This window comes from Nocardioides yefusunii (genome assembly GCF_004014875.1).
Classification (GTDB): domain Bacteria; phylum Actinomycetota; class Actinomycetes; order Propionibacteriales; family Nocardioidaceae; genus Nocardioides; species Nocardioides yefusunii.
On sequence record NZ_CP034929.1, the window covers coordinates 171349 to 186388 of the forward strand.

Genomic DNA, 15040 nt, shown 5'->3' on the forward strand with positions numbered 1-15040 from the left:
GCAGAAGATCTTCCCCCGGATCGGGCCGGGAGCGGAAGAAGTTGGAAACACCTTCTGGCTGATCGAACGTAACCTTTCAGCAGCGTCCGTTCCCCCGCCTCCAGGACCGTCAGGAGTGCCGGACGTCGTCCCCAGGAGAACCGCATGAACCCCGGCACCGTCGCAGCCTTCTGGGGCGTCTCGGTGATGTTCGCGATGACGCCCGGCGCCGACTGGGCCTACGCCATCAGCGCGGGCCTCAAGCACCGCCGCGTCACGCCCGCCGTCCTCGGGATGCTCAGCGGCCACTTCCTGGTGACGTTGCTCGTCGCGCTCGGACTCGCTGCCGTCATGGCTGCCACCCCTGGCCTGCTCGAAGGCCTGACGCTGATCGGCGTCGTCTACCTGGTGTGGCTCGGCATCTCGATGCTGCGCACCCAGGAGGCGGCTGTCGCCGAGGGCAAGGCCGACGAGTCGGGTTCGTGGAAGCGGGAAGCCCTGACCGGGTTCGGCGTCTCCGGACTCAACCCGAAGGTGCTGCTGCTGTTGATGGCGCTGCTGCCGCAGTTCACCGACACCGCCTCGGACTGGCCGATGTGGCTGCAGGTGATCGCGCTCGGCTGCCTGCACATCGCCGGATCGTTCGTCATCTACACGGCCGTCGGCGTCAGTGCTCGGATCGTGCTGCGGACCCGGCCCGTGGTGGCCATGTGGGTGACGCGGTTCTCGGGCTGCATCCTGCTGGTCGTCGCGAGCTACCTGCTGTGGGAGCAGTTGCTCCACTGACGCGCGTCGTCGCCTCCCCGCCCGTCGGCATGGCGGAGAGCGCCGCCTAGAGTCGCCGCGTGCAATTGTCTCGGAATGGTAACGGTGCATCTGTGCTGGCGAAGTGCGCAGGCGCCGCGGCGACAGTGCTCCTCGCCGTGCTGGTGGTGGTCCCCGTGGTCAGTGGGGTTGCGCGTGGAGGTGCGGACGCTCCGACGCCGAGCGATTCCCCGACGTCGGCAGCTCGCATCCGTGAACAGGCGATCCAGCCCTCGTCGCTGCCGGTGGCCGAGCGAGCGACGCCTTCCCCGGCCGCCGTCACCGCGCTCCCGGACGGGTACGCGGCCCCGACGTTGGCCGCCTTCGTCGCGAGCGACCGGGTGGACCGTGTCGTCACCGCTGAGGTCGAGGGACGCGGCACCCGCACGCCGCCCCGGACGGCCGGCGGCGGGGGAGCAGGTGAGCAGGCCGTCGTCGTCCACCTCGCCCTCGACGGGACCGAAGTGCTCGCCGACGGCGCGAACGCCGGCGTGCGACGCAAGCTGGAGGTGCGGTGGGTCGACGGCGCGCCCCTGCCTGAGATCGGTGACCACGTGGCCCTTGTCCTCGGCGAGGACGCCCGACGTTCCCCGTTCGTCCTGGCTGCGCTCACCGACGACGCTGACGCCAACCTCTACCGATGGCTCGGCGGACCGTGGAACCCGGCCTGGGGCATGGGGTTCACCTACGTCCAGGTCGCGGCGCTGCTGCCCTGACGCCCGGTACCGCCCTGGAGCACCGTCCCGAACTGCTGCGGTCAGTCGGGCGCTCGATGAGAATGGGCGCGTGGGTGAGAGGCATGAGTGACATCGAGGGTGACCCGTTCGCGGGCGCTGCCGGTCCGAGCGCGCGCCCCGTGGCCAAGCGCGGACGTCGCCGGGGGCGCAAGGCTGCACGCGGGACGGGAGAGGCAGCCAGCGACGTGGTCGCCGAGTCGGTGTTCGCGTTGTTCTTCCGGATCCCCGTTGCGATCGTGCGTCGCATCCTCGACGTCCTGTGAGGGCCCACGCTCACTTGAGCAGCTTGCTCATCCGCCGATCGGCCAGCACCTTCCCGCCGGTCTGACAGGTCGCGCAGTACTGCATCGAACGGTCCGCGAACGACACCTCCCGCACGACGTCGCCGCACACCGGGCATGCCTCGCCGGTGCGTCCGTGGACGGCCATCGCTGCCTTCTTCTCCGCCTTGAGGTCGGCGGCGGGGGTCCCGGTGGCTCGCTCGACGGCGGTGGTCAGCGTCGAGCGCAGGGCGTCGTAGAGGGTGGTGATCTCGGCGTCGTCGAGTGAGTTCGATGCCTTGTAGGGGCTCATCCGGGCGGCGTGCAGGATCTCGTCGGAGTACGCGTTCCCGATGCCTGCGATGGTGCCCTGGTGCCGCAGGACGCCCTTGAGTTGTGCCCGCCCGGCGTCGCTCAGGATCTGCGCGAGGACGTCGCGGGTGAAGGTCTCCTCCAGCGGGTCGGGGCCGAGGCGGGCGATCTGCTCGATCGACGACGGGTCGGTGGTCACCCAGATCGCGAGCGACTTCTTGGTCCCCGCCTCGGTGATCGACAGGCCCGGCGTGAAGCCGGAACCGTCGTCGTCCTCGTCGAGGGTGACGCGGGCCGCGAGCGGTGACTTGCCGCCCGGCTTCGGGGGCGTGGCGGGGACGTCGTCGAGCCACCGGATCCAGCCGGCCCGGGCCAGATGGATCACCAGGTGCACGCCCGAGGCGTCGACGTCGAGGAACTTGCCGTGCCGGGTGACGCTCTCGACGATCGTGCCGTGGAGTGCTGTCAGCGGCGGATCAAAGGTCTTCAGTGCCTGGAACGACGCCAGGTCGACGCGGGTGATCGCGCGTCCGCGCAGGCGGCGGTCGAGATCGTGGGCCAACGCGTGGACCTCGGGGAGCTCAGGCACTCCTCCAACCTAGGCGTCGCGGGGCGGCGTGACCACCATGTCGGCAGTTCGCGTGTTTTCGGCCTCGGGAGGGCCGAATCGGCTCGAACTGCCGACGTGGTGGTCGACGAATCAGAGCTCTTTGTCCGGGATGGCCGCGAGCAGCTCCCGGATCGTCGCCTCATACGAGGCGCGGCCGAAGCGGAGCGTCTCTGGGCTGCTGCCGTACGCGAAGGAGCCGTCCCACCAGTCGCGCCACGCGATGTCGTGCCAGATCGCTTCGGTCTCGGTGAGTTCGACGCGGGCGGTGACGGCCGGGCAGCAGGCGGGGCTGCAGTCCGAGGCGACCATGACTTCACCGGTGGCCATCCGGACCTCGAAGCGTCGTTCGGGGGACTCCTCGCCGAGGAGAGCGAGCAGCATCTGGTGCTGGGGCGAGTAGTTCGGGTCGCCGAAGGTGTCAGCCTGCTTGAGTCCGGGAACCACGTTGCGCAGGGGTGCCCCGTCGACGGTCCACTGGAGGCGTTCGCCGCGGGTGGTGACGCCGAAGACGAGGGGTTGCATGGGGCGATTCTGCCGTCGCGACGCGACGCTGCACCGATATCCAGATATCTAGCGAACAATCTAGAAACGGTTAGACGGATCAATCGGAGAAACGTCGATCCGACACTCTGGCGAAATCTGTCACCGCCGCTAGAACGGTCGATACGTTCCGATCGTGGACCCGATCAGGAACCCCTACGCGCCCGGCGCCGGCCAACGCCCACCCGAGCTCGCCGGGCGAGGCGATCAACTCGACGCGTTCGACGTCGTCCTCGAACGCGTCCAACGCGGCCGCCCCGAACGCTCGATCGTCCTCACCGGACTCCGCGGCGTCGGCAAGACCGTCCTGCTCAACGCGCTGCGCTCGGCGGCAGTCCGCAAACGGTGGGGGACGGGCAAGCTCGAAGCGCGCCCCGACCAAGGCCTGCGCCGCCCGCTCGCCTCCGCGCTCCACCAGGCCGTCCGCGAACTCGGCCACCCCCAGCCCGGCGAGGCCGACCACGTCCTCGGCGTCATCCGATCCTTCGCCCAACGCGACGCCGGAGGAGGCGCCAAACTGCGCGAGCAGTGGAACCCCGGGATCGACGCCCCCGTCGTCCGCGGTCGCGCTGACTCCGGCGACATCGAGATCGACCTCGTCGAACTCTTCACCGACATCGGTGGCCTCGCCCAGGACGTTGGCAAGGGCGTCGCCGTCTTCATCGACGAGATGCAGGACCTCGGCCCCGACGACGTCTCTGCGCTCTGCGCCGCCTGCCACGAGATGAGCCAGTCCGGGCTACCAGTGATCGTCGTCGGCGCGGGTCTCCCGCACCTCCCTGCGGTGCTGAGCGCGTCGAAGTCGTACTCCGAACGCCTCTTCTCCTACCAGCGCATCGACCGGCTCACTCGCGAGGCCGCCGACGTCGCGTTCACCGTCCCTGCCGAGGACGAGGACGCCTTCTACGCCGAGGCCGCGCTCGAGGCGCTCTTCGCCGCGACCGGCGGCTATCCCTACTTCATCCAGGCCTACGGCAAGGCGGTCTGGGACCGCGCGCCCGCTTCACCGATCACCGCCGAGGACGTCGCGATCGCCGCCCCCGAGGCCGAGGCCGAACTCGCGGTCGGTTTCTTCGGCTCCCGCTACGAACGCGCGACGCCCGGCGAGCGCGAGTACCTGCGTGCCATGGCCGAGGTCGCCCTGAAGATCGCTGCCGACGGTGGAGAACAGGTCGACGACGTCGGGTCGGTCCCCACTGCAGCGGTCGCCGACATGCTCGGGAAGAAGCCGCAGTCGCTCTCGCCGGCACGCGACGCGCTGCTCAAGAAGGGGCTGATCTACTCCGGCGAACGCGGCAAGATCGCGTTCACGGTGCCGCACTTCGGGAAGTACCTGCTCGCCCAGGCCTGAAGCCCGCTGCGGGACGTCATAAAGATCGAGGGGCAGAGCCCCGGATTCCTATGACGTCCCCGGCCAAGCCCTCGGGACGTCATAGGAATCGCGGCCCAGGGGCCCTGATTCGTATGACGTCCGGGGCGGGGAGGCGAGGGGAGGCGCGGGGGAGGCGCGGGGAGCGCTCAGTTCTCGCCGAGCAGTTCCTCGGCGTTCTCGCCGACCCAGTGCAGCAACGGACGCAGGAGTGTCGCGACCTCGTGGCCGCGCTCGGTGAGGGAGTAGTCGACGCGCGGCGGCATCACCGGTGCCTGCTCGCGGACGACGAGGCCGTCGTTCTCCAAGGTCTTGAGCGTCTGGGCCAGCATCTTCTCGCTGATTCCTTCGGCCCGACGACGCAGTTCGCTCCACCGGTGCGGGCGCTCCGAGAGCGAGACCAGCATCAGGACGCCCCACTTGCTGACGACGTGGTCGAGCAGGGTCCGCGACGGGCATCCGGCGGGGAAGACCTCCGGGACGGGCGGTGCGTCGAGCACGGGGGCCGGGGGCGTACTTACCTGCATGTGCGTACCTGACTTCAAAGTGCGTACTAACTTTTGGGAAGTATTGCAGTGAGGTGCTGGTTCGGAGAAGTGTCGGAACCCCTACGCCAAAGGACCACACCATGCGCATCGCAGTCACCGGAGCCACCGGCCAGCTCGGCCGTCTCGTCGTCGACGCCCTCGTCGAGAAGCACGGGTTCGCCGCGTCCGACGTCGTCGTGATCGGCCGCAACCCGCAGAAGCTCGCCGAACTCGCCCCGATCGGCGTCCAGACCCACGTCGCCGAGTACAGCGACAAGGAGGCCCTGGTTGCCGCGTTCCACGGCGTCGACCGGCTCCTGCTGATCTCGGGCTCCGAGGTCGGTCAGCGGATTGCGCAGCACACCAACGTCGTCGAGGCAGCGAAGGAGGCCGGCGTCGGCTTCATCGCCTACACGTCGCTGGCCAACGTCGAGAACAGCATGCTGAGCCTTGCCGTCGAGCACCGCGCCACCGAGGAACTGATCCTCGCCTCCGGTCTGGCGCACACCTTCCTGCGCAACGGTTGGTACACCGAGAACTACACCGGTCAGCTCGCCACCCAGCTCGAGCACGGTGCGATCCTCGGTGCGACGGGCGACGCGAAGGTCAGCCCCGCCACGCGTCAGGACTTCGCCGAGGCCGCAGCCGCCGTTCTCGTCGCGAAGGAGCCTGCCGAGGTCTACGAGCTCGGTGGCCACGCGGTGACGATGCCCGAGATCGCCGCCGCCGTCACCGACGTCACCGGCACCGAGGTCGTCTACACCGACCTCTCGGCCGAGGCCTACGCCCAGGTCCTCGCCGACTCCGGCGTCCCTGCGCCGTTCGTCGACGTCCTCGTCTCCTCCGAGCAGGGCGCGGCGCAGGGCGACCTCTTCGTCGCCTCCGACGACCTGGAGCAGCTGATCGGTCGCGTCCCGACCTCGATCCATGACGCCGTGCGTGCCGCCGCGGCCCAGCTCGGCTGACCCTCTGACCCTCTGACCCGCGGGACGTCATAGGAATCCGGGGCTGGAGGCCCCGATTCCTATGACGTCCGGGGTCAAGGCCGTCGGGACGTCATAGGAACCCGGGCGCAGAGGCCCCGATTCCTATGACGTCCGGCAGGGGGGCAGGGGAACAGGGAGCGCGACGAGGCAGCGTTCACCCGTTGACGGAGACGACCCCGTCACCCAAGGTCGGCGGCGTCCACGAGATCCGGACGTGCAACGAGATGACGCCGTCCTTCACGCTGGGGTCGAACGAGACGTGCTCGGGCAACGCGATCGACTGAGCGCTCAGGTACTCGCTGAACCGCGTCTTGCGGAGCTTCGCCCTGCGGACGTCCTCCAGCGCGGTGCGGGCCCACAGCGGTTCCACCCCGAGGTCGGCGACGGCCATGTCGAGCGTCGCGCGCAGCTCGGCCGGGCTGATGTCGTCGTGGGCGACGAGCATCTCCACCGGCGCGCCACCGTCACGCGTGGTGACGGCCACCAAGGTCGCCTCCAGCCTGATCAGGTGGCCGTCGGCCATCCGCACCGACACGTCGAACGGGCTGCCGTCGGGTTTGCGGTGGTAGACGGTTCCGCGGCCGTCGGCGACCGCCAACTGCTCGCGTGTCGGGGGGGCCGAGAGGTCGACGCTCACCTCGTTGCTCGCCAGGAATGCAGCGGTGGCGGCCTCCTGCTCCTCGTTCGCCGACGGCGAGGAGGGCACGCGCACGGCGAGGACCAGTGCCAGCGTGACCATCAACAGGAACGTGAACAGGACGCGGGACCACAGGCGTTGGGCCACACGAGGCACCATCGCGTCACCTCCAGAGGGAAACGACCTTTCCTTTTCACGGTAGGTCAACGTCGACACCCCGTCCTCCCGTCGGGCCCATGGCCCGAAAGGGTCACCCGTCGAGAATCATTCGGGTGGTTGGTCGCCGTACTCCTGCGGGGTTGCGAACTCGATGCCTACGGTCCGGCCCATGAGTCCCGACCTTGCGCAGCGCCTGTCCGACGGCCCCTTCTGGCAGCTGGTGCGCCCGGTTCTCGGGGCAGGTGAGGAGCCCGTGCACCACGCGCACCTGCGTCGGGTCGAAGGCACGGTGGAGGCGTCGGGGACGCTCTTCCTCACCAGCCACCGGTTGCTGTGGCGCAGCGTCGACCCGCGCGACCCCGAGGGCACCGCCTTCGAGATCTCCCTCGACGACGTCCTCGGCGTCGAGCAGCCGCAGCGATTCGCGGCCTTCCACGCGTTCCGGGTGGTCGCCGAGCACGACGCCCGACCGGTGGAGGCGTTCTTCTTCCCGACGCACCGCAACGCGGTGGAACGGCATCTGTGCGTGCAGATGATGACGCTGGTGGACGAGTACTGGCGTGGGCGTCGGAGTCTGCGCGGCATCGCCTGATCCGTGGCGGTGGGTGAGACGAGAAATCGGAACCGACGCGGAGCAGGAGCACAATCGAGGTCATGAGACCTCAGGTCGTCGCCCATCGTGGCGCCAGCTTCGAGAAGGCCGAGCACACGCTGGGCGCGTACATCGCTGCCCTGGACGCCGGTGCGGAAGGGCTTGAGTGCGACGTCCGACTGACCGCTGACGGTCACCTGGTCTGCTTCCACGACCGCGACCTGCGGCGCACCGGGCAGACCAAGGGCGTGGTGTCGACCAAGACGTTGGCCGACCTCGACCAGCTCGACTTCACGGCGTGGAAGAACCCGTGGGGCGAGCTCGACGAGGACCGGTTCGACGCCGACCGCAGTCATCGTTCGGTGCTGACGCTGCGCAGGCTGTTCGAGACCGTGCGTGACTACCCGCGTCGGGTGGAGATCGCCGTCGAGACCAAGCATCCGGTGCGTTACGGCAGCGCGGTGGAGCGCAAGCTCGTCGAGCTGTTGCGTGAGTTCGGGTGGGACGGGCCGGACTCCCCGGTGCGCGTCATGAGCTTCTCCTGGACGGCTCTGCAGCGCGTCGAACGGCTCGCTCCCGACGTCCGCCTGGTGCAGCTGATCGAGAAGGCGCACCTGTGGCCGATGCTGCGTCGCGTCATCGGGCCGGACTGGATCGTCGGGCCCGGCGTCAAGGAACTGCGGGCCCACCCGGGCCTGGCGAAGCGGCTGGTGGCGTCGGGACGCGACATCCACGTCTGGACGGTGAACAGCCGCAAGGACCTCGACCTGTGCCTCTCCCTCGGCGTCAAGGCGGTCATCAGTGACCGTCCGGGATACATGTTGGAGCTGCTCGACGGGTAGTTTTGCCCCATGGCGAAGAAGTCCCGCAAGAACGTCGCAGCTGCCCCCCTCGCTGAGGGAGAGGTCGGCCCGCGTCAGCCCTGTCCCTGTGGTTCCGGCAAGCGTTACAAGGCGTGCCACGGTGCCGCCGGCGGCGTGACCACCCCGTACGTCGCGCGTCCCTTCGAGGGCATGCCGGGCGAGTGCGACCTGATTGCGCTGCGCGAGTTCGTGCACGCCGGTACCGCTCCGCTGGAGCTGGCCGAGGGCGTCGTCGGCGCCGGCAAGACGGTCGTCCGCCTCAACACCGCCCTCCCGGTCGGCGCGCCCGCGATGGTGCGCGACTCCGGCGAGGTGTGGCTGGGCCTGCAGGTCCAGCACAACTACGGCGACCCCTCGCGCGACCTGGGTGCCGTCCTGCTGAAGGCGCTGGAGCAGGCCGAGCGTGGCGAGTCCGGCATCGTCGGCCTCAACGCCGCTCCGGGTGAGGGTCCGCGTCTGCAGGACCTCGTCGCCAACGAGACCCTCGACGTCACCGTCGAGGACACCTACGAGTTCTGGGTCTCCGACGTCGAGGAGCCCGGCCACGACTTCATGCACGCCCTCGAGGACGCCAACGAGTCGATCTTCCCCTCCGCGCGTCTCAAGCGCGTCGACGGTGCCTACTGGACCAACGTCGGCACCAAGGAGCACCTGCGCTGGGTCATGCCGCACGACGAGGACGTCCTCCTCGACGCGCTGGCCCGTCTGCACGTCGCCGGTGAGGACAACCTCGTCGAGGGCGGACGTTTCGTCGGCATGTTCCGTGCCCACGGCCTGCTCGTCCCCGTCTGGGACCTCCCGGTCGGCACCGGTGCCAAGGCGATCGACATGCCGGCACAGAAGTTCCGCACCGCGCTCAACAAGACGATGAAGCTGAAGTCCCCGCTGAACGCCGAGCAGCGTTCGGCCCGCGCGGGTCTGCTGAACCGACAGGTCACCATTCGCTGATCGGCGTCAGCCACACTTCCAGGCGGTACAAAGTGTCCGGCATATAAGAAGTTGTCGGATCTTCGCCGCCTTGGCGGATCGCGCATCGCGCGGTGTCGTAAATTGTGACTGCCTGGTCGTTGTCGTATCCCCCGTCGACAACGGCTGGGCGCCAAGCCTCTGACGAAGGGCCGTTTCTCCGCACAGGAGAAGCGGCCCTTCGCGCATTCGCGGAGTGAGTACCGCGGCGATTCTTGGGCCGAGTCCATTGATTTCGGTGTTTTGCTGCACAACCAGTTCGTGAAACGAGATCATGGGGGACGTGTTCCGTGTATCAAGGCGTCGCGTGTCCGTTCGTGCCCGTGCAGTGCTCGCAGTGTCGACGGCCATGGCCGTCGCGGCGGTCTCCGGAGCCGTGATCCTGGGGCAGTCCACCGCCGGTCAGGACGCCGAGGCAGCACCGCCGTTGGCCGTGGAGCCCATCGTCGAGCTGCCGTCGGTGATGTCGGGACCGGAGGCTCTCGAGGTACTCGGTGGACGCGAGGGCAAGGACCTCGCCGCCGTCGCGGAAGCGCACGGTTGGAGTGAGGCGGAGGTTGCCGAGACCCTCGAGAACGACGCGACCCTGCACATCGACCCCTCGGGACGTCTGTTCTACGCCGACACCTTGGAGGGCCACGGTGCGGCCGCGTCGAACGACCACGACCACGATCACGGGCACGGCGACGCGACGCAGCCCATACCTGAGGCGGAAGGAGACCCGGAGACGTCCGGGTTCGCGACCAGCGGCAGCGCCGCCTCAGGGGCGTCCGCGGCGGGAGCGATCGCGCCACTCGAGGACACGTTCCGCCTGCACTCCGCGCCCCAGGGCGCGCCGATCACGTTGCACCTCGACTTCGACGGCCACACCTTCGCGCCCGGGACGGTGTGGCCCGGGCTGGCCGGTCAACGCGCCAACGCATGGGACCCGGCTGGCGACGGTCCCGCCTTCAGCGACGCGGAGAGGATCCGGGTCCAGAGGATCTGGCAGATGGTGGCGGAGCACTACTCGTTCTTCGACGTCGACGTCACCACCCGGGAGCCGCCCGCGAGCCTGTTCGGGGGAACGGACAAGCACGCGCTGCGGGTCGTGATCTCACCGTCCCTCACGCGCACCACCGTCAACTCCAAGCTCGTCGTGGGGATCGATCCCACGGACACCCCGTCCGCGGTGGGCGGGACGGTCGGCCTCGCCTACGTGGGGACGTCTCGCACCAGGGGGTACGACGACTCACCTGCGTTGGTGTTCGCCACGCCTCTGCGAGAAGGCTCCGACGCGGCGTTTGCCTCGACGATCTCGCACGAGTTCGGTCACAACTTCAATCTCCGGCACTCCTTCGAGAACCCGCCGTACCAGCAGCAGATCGCGCAGGGATCCTCGGCGACCGCCTTCAGTGCGTTGATCATGGACTACGCGAGTTCTGCGGCGGCGTTCTACTTTACGCGCGAGGAACGTGACTACGTGTTGGGCGGGTCCGGCCAGGGGACGAGCCTCGCGTACAGGTCGCTCGGCTTGATCCGCCCCGCGGACTCCTCCGGCGTGCCCGTCGCGAGGGCCGGCCTGGTGACCGGCAAGTGGTCGGGCAGTACCCAGTCCAGGTACTTCCCCGACGGAATGAACCGATCGGCGGTGCTCGGAACGTTCCGCTGCACCGGCAGCGTCCGGGTCAGGGTGGAGCCGGCCGCGAAGCTCAACCCCGGGTTCGATGCGCGGATCCGACTCTTCGACGGCGACACGGTCGTGGCGACCGCCACCGAGACGACCAAGGCGGGAACCGCGACGCGAGCTGCTGGGCTGGGCGCCACGCTCGACTTCGAGGCCGACCCCGACGTCACCTACACCGTGCGGATGGACAGCGACCCGAACGGTGCGACATGGGCGGGTGGAAGCGTGCACCCGTACGGGCAGTACGTGGCCGCCGTCTCCGGCGACGGCTGCGACCTGCCGGCTGTGGCGCCGAGTGAGCCTGTCGGGGTGACGGCCGTCGCGACCCGGGGTTCCGGAGCGGTGACGGTCGCCTGGGAGGCGCCGCTGCAGCCCGGGTCCGGTGCTCTCACCTACGAGGTGGCCGTGGACGGGCGTCGTGTCCAGCAAGTGGAGGCCGGTGTCACGTCCGTCCGACTGACCGACCTGCCCGAGCAGGGCACGCACGTGCGTGTGCGTGCGGTCAACGCCACGGGCGCGGGTCCGTGGGTGACGGTGCGTACTCCGTACCTCGTTGCGAAGGCTCCCCTCCACGTCTCCGCACTGAAGAGCGAGGACGGGAGGAGCGTCCAGTTCAGGGTCGTCCATGCGCCCGATCTCATCCCGTCGGACGACCCGGACAGTGCGCGGTTCAACATCATGTGGAACGGGGGGAAGTCGTTCTTCGCGACCGCTGCTTCGGCCCCCCGAATGATCGCCGACGCCAAGTACTTCACGGAGGACGGGAACAGGTTCTACACGCTCCGGGGGGCTCTCGGGGACGTGAGCGTGCCGTACGTCGTGCGTGACGCAGTGACGGCCCCGTCCGTCCCGCAGGCGGTGCGCGCCTCCGTCGTCGGCGACGAGGTCGACGTTGCCTGGGACCTTCCCCTCGACGACGGTGGGGCGTTCGCGGCCTACCGGTTGAGCGTGGACGACGGGCCGTGGACGGCCGTGAACGGGTTCACGTTCGCGCACACGCTGCACGGCCTGACCGCAGGTGAGCACACGGTGCGGGTGAAGGCGATTCACGAGGGCGGGGAGAGCGCGCCCGCGGCGGTGACGTTCACCGTGGGTGACGCAGGCGCTGCAGCGCCGTCCCCGGCGTCCGCGCCGCGCAACGTCGAGATCGTCGAGGACGCGTCCGGCACTCGTCTGGTCTGGGACGCTCCGGCGCGTCTGTACGGTGCCACTGTGCAGGAGTGGGCGGTCACTGTGGGCAACCGTGAGGTGACGCTGCCTGCTGGGCGTCGTCAGCTCTCGCTGACCGGGTTCCGTGCCGAACGGGCCCTGGCCGTGACGGTCGCTGCCGTCACCGGTGACGAGGACGCGACGGTGACGGGTGCGCCGGCACGGGTGAGCCTGGCTCCGGCCGGCTGAACGCCGTCCGCCCGCGGGCTTGGGAGCGACAGGCGCATCAAGGGTATTTTCGGTGCAGATGACGTGCAGCCGTGACGCACGTCCCCTTGCAGGAAGCCCCCGATGCCTCACGCCGCCCCCGCCGCCCGCGCCACGTCCTGGATCCCCCGAGGACGACCACTCGCAGGGACCCAGTTCGCGGCCCGCCACCGCATGCTCCTCACCGTCCTCGTGATCCACGTGCCGGTCCTGGCGCTGCTGGCGTGGTGGTGGCCCACCACCACCTGGAGTGAGCAGGCCACGCACGGTGCACACCAGTACGGCGCGCACCAGCACGACTCCCACCTCGGGATCTTCGTCTGGGGCGGCATCGCGCTGATGGTCCTCGCGGCCGTCGTCGCAGGGATCGCCCGTTCGGCGACGGCGCGGTCGACGTCGGTCGCGGCCGGTCTCGTGATCGGCTCGACCACCCTCGTGCACGTCTTCGGCGGCATGACCGACATGCACCTGCACTTCTTCGTGGTGGCCGCCCTGGTCTCGCTCTACCAGGCATGGGCGCCGTTCCTCGTCGGTGTCGCACTGGTCGCCGCGCACCACGTCGTCATGGGGCTGTGGATGCCCTCGATGGTCTTCTCGGTGCAGCTCGCCCAGGACCATCCACTGGTCTTCGCGATCCTGCACGCCGGGTTCTTCCTCGCCGAGTGTGCCGCTCTGGCGTGGTCGTGGAAGTTCACCGAGGCCGCTGACGCCCTGCGTTCCGCCGCCGACGCACGCAGCCGCGCCGCCGCCGACGAGGCGCGTGAGGAGGCCCGACGCGCCACCGAGACCCTCGCTGCTCTCGAAGCAGCGCGCGTCGAGGAGACTGCTCGCGCCGAGAGTGCTCGCCGTGCCCGGGTGGACGCCGAACGACGTCTCGACGAGCTCACCGCCCTCGCCCGCGGGCTCCAGGACCAGGTCCTCGACTCGCGCCGCGAGATCGCCGAGCTCGCCTCCGCGGCTCACCGCATCGGTGACTCCGCGCGCGACGCGCAGGGATCGCTGCGGCAGGCCGTCGTCCTCACCCACGCCACCGACGAGGTCCTCGCCGAGCTCGACGTCTCGGTCGCGGAGGTCTCGGCGATGGTGAAGAAGATCAACGCGATCGCTGCCCAGACCAACCTGCTCGCCCTCAACGCCACGATCGAGGCGGCGCGGGCCGGGGACGCCGGACGGGGGTTCGCCGTCGTCGCCGGAGAGGTGCAGGCCCTCGCGACGGAGACCGCTGCCGTCACCGTCGGAATCGGGACCACCATCGCGAGCGTCCAGGCGGGTGCGGGTTCGGTGGTCGCCAACGCTGCCGAACTCACCCGTGCCCTCGGCGCCGCCGAGGTGCGGCAGCAGGAGATGGGCGACGCCGTGGCCGAACAGCGTGCCTCCACCGGTCGGGCCGAGCAAGCGATGGAGGCCGTCGCGCACGGCATGGAGGAACTCACCGCGGAGGTCGCCGAGGTCGCGATGCTGGGGCGCTGACCCGCGTGTGGGGCGGGTCCGGACGGTGTGATGAGATCTGCTCAGGTCCCTGACTCCTCGGGACGTTTGAGGCTCCGGCCCCCAGCGCGCTGTGGCGCGCCCCGGAGACCTCCAGAAGAGGAGAACCCATGAAGCTGCGCTCTGACGACGGCACCACCACCGTCGAGATCACCCCGGTCGGGTACGAGCTCGCCGTCCCGGACCGCCATGACGACGACGAGTGGTTGCGGGTCCGGATCGGCGTCGAGCAGGTCGCGGGGGAGTTCTGGACGGTGACGCACCCCTGCCTCACGGTCTCCGAGCTCATCGCGCTGACGCACTGGTTGCGGAGCCCGCACACCCGGTCGGTGGAGTTCGTCGAGCCGCTCGTCGCGCTGCGTCGGGCCCCGGACGCCGACGGCGTCGTCGAGGTCGCGTTCTCGCACGAGGCGCTGCCGCCGTCGCTGCAGGTCGGCGAGCCGCGTGACTGGCTCGGCGGCGTCCACGTGCTGCAGTTCCGGATCAGTCAGGACGTCCTGACGGTTGCAGCCGACGCCCTCGCGGCGGAGGCGGCGGAGTTCCCCGCGCGACAGCGTTCGGGGAGCCTGCGTCGTCCGCGCCTCCGCGCCTGAGCTGGCGAGGCCTGCGTTCGTGGCGCGCCGAGCGTCGCCTGCGTCGTCTGCTGGCTGCGACCGATGACGACTGACGTCGGCTGACGTCTCACCGCCTGCTGGTTACTGTGGATGGACGCCGTGCCGCGGCGTCCATCCACCTCGGAGGCAGTCATGACGTCCTACAGCGACAAGATCAAGGCGAAGATCAAGGAGTCCGACGTCGAGGGCAAGCTCGGTGACCTCGTCGACGACGGCGAGAAGCTGGTCAACGAAGCCGTCACGAAGGCCGGAACCCTGGCCCACGACCGGCGCGACGACGTCGTCGGCTGGCTCGACAAGGCCTCGGAGACGGTGAACTCCAAGACCGACGGAAAGTACGCCGACCGGGTCTCGAAGCTGCGCGACGTCCTGCTCGCCGGTCTCGACAAGGTGGCCGACAAGCGCGCCGGCTCCACCTCTGACGACGACGTCGACCGCGAGCCGCGCGGAGAACTCCCGCCCGTCGAGTAGGTCACGGGCCGATGCCGGGTCGGGAAAGAGCCCTTCACAGCGTC

General features: G+C 69.5%; 16 protein-coding genes. 12 read left to right on the forward strand and 4 right to left on the reverse strand.

Going from position 1 to position 15040, the window contains the following annotated elements; all coding sequences use genetic code 11:
* Nucleotides 1–144 precede the first annotated feature (144 nt).
* The 3 genes from EOV43_RS00700 to EOV43_RS00710 all read left to right on the forward strand — a co-directional run bounded on the left by EOV43_RS00700 (nucleotide 145) and on the right by EOV43_RS00710 (nucleotide 1783).
* Nucleotides 145–765: a LysE family translocator gene (locus EOV43_RS00700; protein ID WP_128219234.1), complete on the forward strand. Its 621-nt coding sequence runs from the start codon at nucleotides 145–147 to the stop codon at nucleotides 763–765.
* A 59-nt stretch (nucleotides 766–824) separates the two neighbouring features.
* The gene (locus tag EOV43_RS00705; RefSeq protein WP_128316366.1) at nucleotides 825–1499 is read left to right on the forward strand and encodes a hypothetical protein; all 675 of its coding nucleotides are present in this window, start codon (nucleotides 825–827) and stop codon (nucleotides 1497–1499) included.
* 83 nt (nucleotides 1500–1582) lie between these two features.
* On the forward strand, nucleotides 1583–1783 hold the full coding sequence (locus EOV43_RS00710; protein WP_128219236.1) for a hypothetical protein: 201 nt from the start codon (nucleotides 1583–1585) through the stop codon (nucleotides 1781–1783).
* Between the two features lie 10 nt (nucleotides 1784–1793).
* Here EOV43_RS00710 and EOV43_RS00715 read toward each other — a convergent pair whose 3' ends face one another.
* Together EOV43_RS00715 and EOV43_RS00720 are read right to left on the reverse strand one after the other, a co-directional pair.
* Nucleotides 1794–2681: an Fpg/Nei family DNA glycosylase gene (locus tag EOV43_RS00715; RefSeq protein WP_128219237.1), complete on the reverse strand. Its 888-nt coding sequence runs from the start codon at nucleotides 2679–2681 to the stop codon at nucleotides 1794–1796.
* Between the two features lie 111 nt (nucleotides 2682–2792).
* Nucleotides 2793–3224 (reverse strand): hypothetical protein, encoded by a 432-nt coding sequence (locus tag EOV43_RS00720; RefSeq protein ID WP_128219238.1) that lies wholly within the window; start codon nucleotides 3222–3224, stop codon nucleotides 2793–2795.
* Nucleotides 3225–3378: 154 nt separating this feature from the next.
* On the opposite strand from EOV43_RS00720, the gene EOV43_RS00725 reads away from it, so the two are divergent.
* Entirely contained in the window at nucleotides 3379–4593 is a 1215-nt protein-coding gene (locus EOV43_RS00725; protein ID WP_128219239.1) for an ATP-binding protein, read from the forward strand.
* A 167-nt stretch (nucleotides 4594–4760) separates the two neighbouring features.
* Here EOV43_RS00725 and EOV43_RS00730 read toward each other — a convergent pair whose 3' ends face one another.
* A complete protein-coding gene (locus EOV43_RS00730) occupies nucleotides 4761–5138 on the reverse strand; it encodes a winged helix-turn-helix transcriptional regulator (protein WP_128219240.1) in 378 nt (125 codons plus the stop codon).
* Between the two features lie 101 nt (nucleotides 5139–5239).
* Here EOV43_RS00730 and EOV43_RS00735 point away from each other — a divergent pair, with 101 nt between their 5' ends.
* Entirely contained in the window at nucleotides 5240–6103 is an 864-nt protein-coding gene (locus EOV43_RS00735) for an SDR family oxidoreductase (protein WP_128219241.1), read from the forward strand.
* A 175-nt stretch (nucleotides 6104–6278) separates the two neighbouring features.
* On the opposite strand, the gene EOV43_RS00740 is transcribed toward EOV43_RS00735, so the two are convergent.
* On the reverse strand, nucleotides 6279–6920 hold the full coding sequence (locus EOV43_RS00740; protein ID WP_128219242.1) for a hypothetical protein: 642 nt from the start codon (nucleotides 6918–6920) through the stop codon (nucleotides 6279–6281).
* Nucleotides 6921–7089: 169 nt separating this feature from the next.
* Between EOV43_RS00740 and EOV43_RS00745 the strand changes: the two genes are divergently transcribed.
* From EOV43_RS00745 to EOV43_RS00775, 7 genes are all read left to right on the forward strand, one after another.
* Entirely contained in the window at nucleotides 7090–7512 is a 423-nt protein-coding gene (locus EOV43_RS00745; RefSeq protein WP_128219243.1) for a GRAM domain-containing protein, read from the forward strand.
* A gap of 62 nt (nucleotides 7513–7574) precedes the next feature.
* Entirely contained in the window at nucleotides 7575–8354 is a 780-nt protein-coding gene (locus EOV43_RS00750; protein ID WP_128219244.1) for a glycerophosphodiester phosphodiesterase, read from the forward strand.
* A 9-nt stretch (nucleotides 8355–8363) separates the two neighbouring features.
* The gene (locus EOV43_RS00755; protein WP_128219245.1) at nucleotides 8364–9323 is read left to right on the forward strand and encodes a DUF5926 family protein; all 960 of its coding nucleotides are present in this window, start codon (nucleotides 8364–8366) and stop codon (nucleotides 9321–9323) included.
* Between the two features lie 325 nt (nucleotides 9324–9648).
* Nucleotides 9649–12405, forward strand: coding sequence for a reprolysin-like metallopeptidase (locus EOV43_RS00760; RefSeq protein WP_164878808.1), 2757 nt, complete (start codon nucleotides 9649–9651; stop codon nucleotides 12403–12405).
* 102 nt (nucleotides 12406–12507) lie between these two features.
* A complete protein-coding gene (locus EOV43_RS00765; protein WP_128219247.1) occupies nucleotides 12508–13893 on the forward strand; it encodes a methyl-accepting chemotaxis protein in 1386 nt (461 codons plus the stop codon).
* Nucleotides 13894–14021: 128 nt separating this feature from the next.
* Nucleotides 14022–14504 carry a WapI family immunity protein gene (locus EOV43_RS15260; RefSeq protein ID WP_164878809.1) on the forward strand — a complete coding sequence of 161 codons (483 nt, stop codon included), beginning with the start codon at nucleotides 14022–14024 and terminating at the stop codon, nucleotides 14502–14504.
* A gap of 153 nt (nucleotides 14505–14657) precedes the next feature.
* Nucleotides 14658–14996, forward strand: coding sequence for an Rv0909 family putative TA system antitoxin (locus EOV43_RS00775; RefSeq protein WP_164878810.1), 339 nt, complete (start codon nucleotides 14658–14660; stop codon nucleotides 14994–14996).
* The last annotated feature ends 44 nt before the right edge of the window (nucleotides 14997–15040 follow it).

Excerpts from the sequence above, each read along its gene's own strand:
- EOV43_RS00730 (WP_128219240.1), bottom strand. The coding sequence starts at position 5,138 with ATGCAGGTAAGTACGCCCCCGGCCCCCGTGCTCGACGCACCGCCCGTC.
- EOV43_RS00735 (WP_128219241.1), top strand. The coding sequence starts at position 5,240 with ATGCGCATCGCAGTCACCGGAGCCACCGGCCAGCTCGGCCGTCTCGTC.
- EOV43_RS00745 (WP_128219243.1), top strand. The coding sequence starts at position 7,090 with ATGAGTCCCGACCTTGCGCAGCGCCTGTCCGACGGCCCCTTCTGGCAG.
- EOV43_RS15260 (WP_164878809.1), top strand. The coding sequence starts at position 14,022 with ATGAAGCTGCGCTCTGACGACGGCACCACCACCGTCGAGATCACCCCG.
- EOV43_RS00750 (WP_128219244.1), top strand. The coding sequence starts at position 7,575 with ATGAGACCTCAGGTCGTCGCCCATCGTGGCGCCAGCTTCGAGAAGGCC.
- EOV43_RS00720 (WP_128219238.1), bottom strand. The coding sequence starts at position 3,224 with ATGCAACCCCTCGTCTTCGGCGTCACCACCCGCGGCGAACGCCTCCAG.
- EOV43_RS00710 (WP_128219236.1), top strand. The coding sequence starts at position 1,583 with ATGAGTGACATCGAGGGTGACCCGTTCGCGGGCGCTGCCGGTCCGAGC.
- EOV43_RS00740 (WP_128219242.1), bottom strand. The coding sequence starts at position 6,920 with ATGGTGCCTCGTGTGGCCCAACGCCTGTGGTCCCGCGTCCTGTTCACG.
- EOV43_RS00775 (WP_164878810.1), top strand. The coding sequence starts at position 14,658 with ATGACGTCCTACAGCGACAAGATCAAGGCGAAGATCAAGGAGTCCGAC.
- EOV43_RS00755 (WP_128219245.1), top strand. The coding sequence starts at position 8,364 with ATGGCGAAGAAGTCCCGCAAGAACGTCGCAGCTGCCCCCCTCGCTGAG.
- EOV43_RS00765 (WP_128219247.1), top strand. The coding sequence starts at position 12,508 with ATGCCTCACGCCGCCCCCGCCGCCCGCGCCACGTCCTGGATCCCCCGA.
- EOV43_RS00700 (WP_128219234.1), top strand. The coding sequence starts at position 145 with ATGAACCCCGGCACCGTCGCAGCCTTCTGGGGCGTCTCGGTGATGTTC.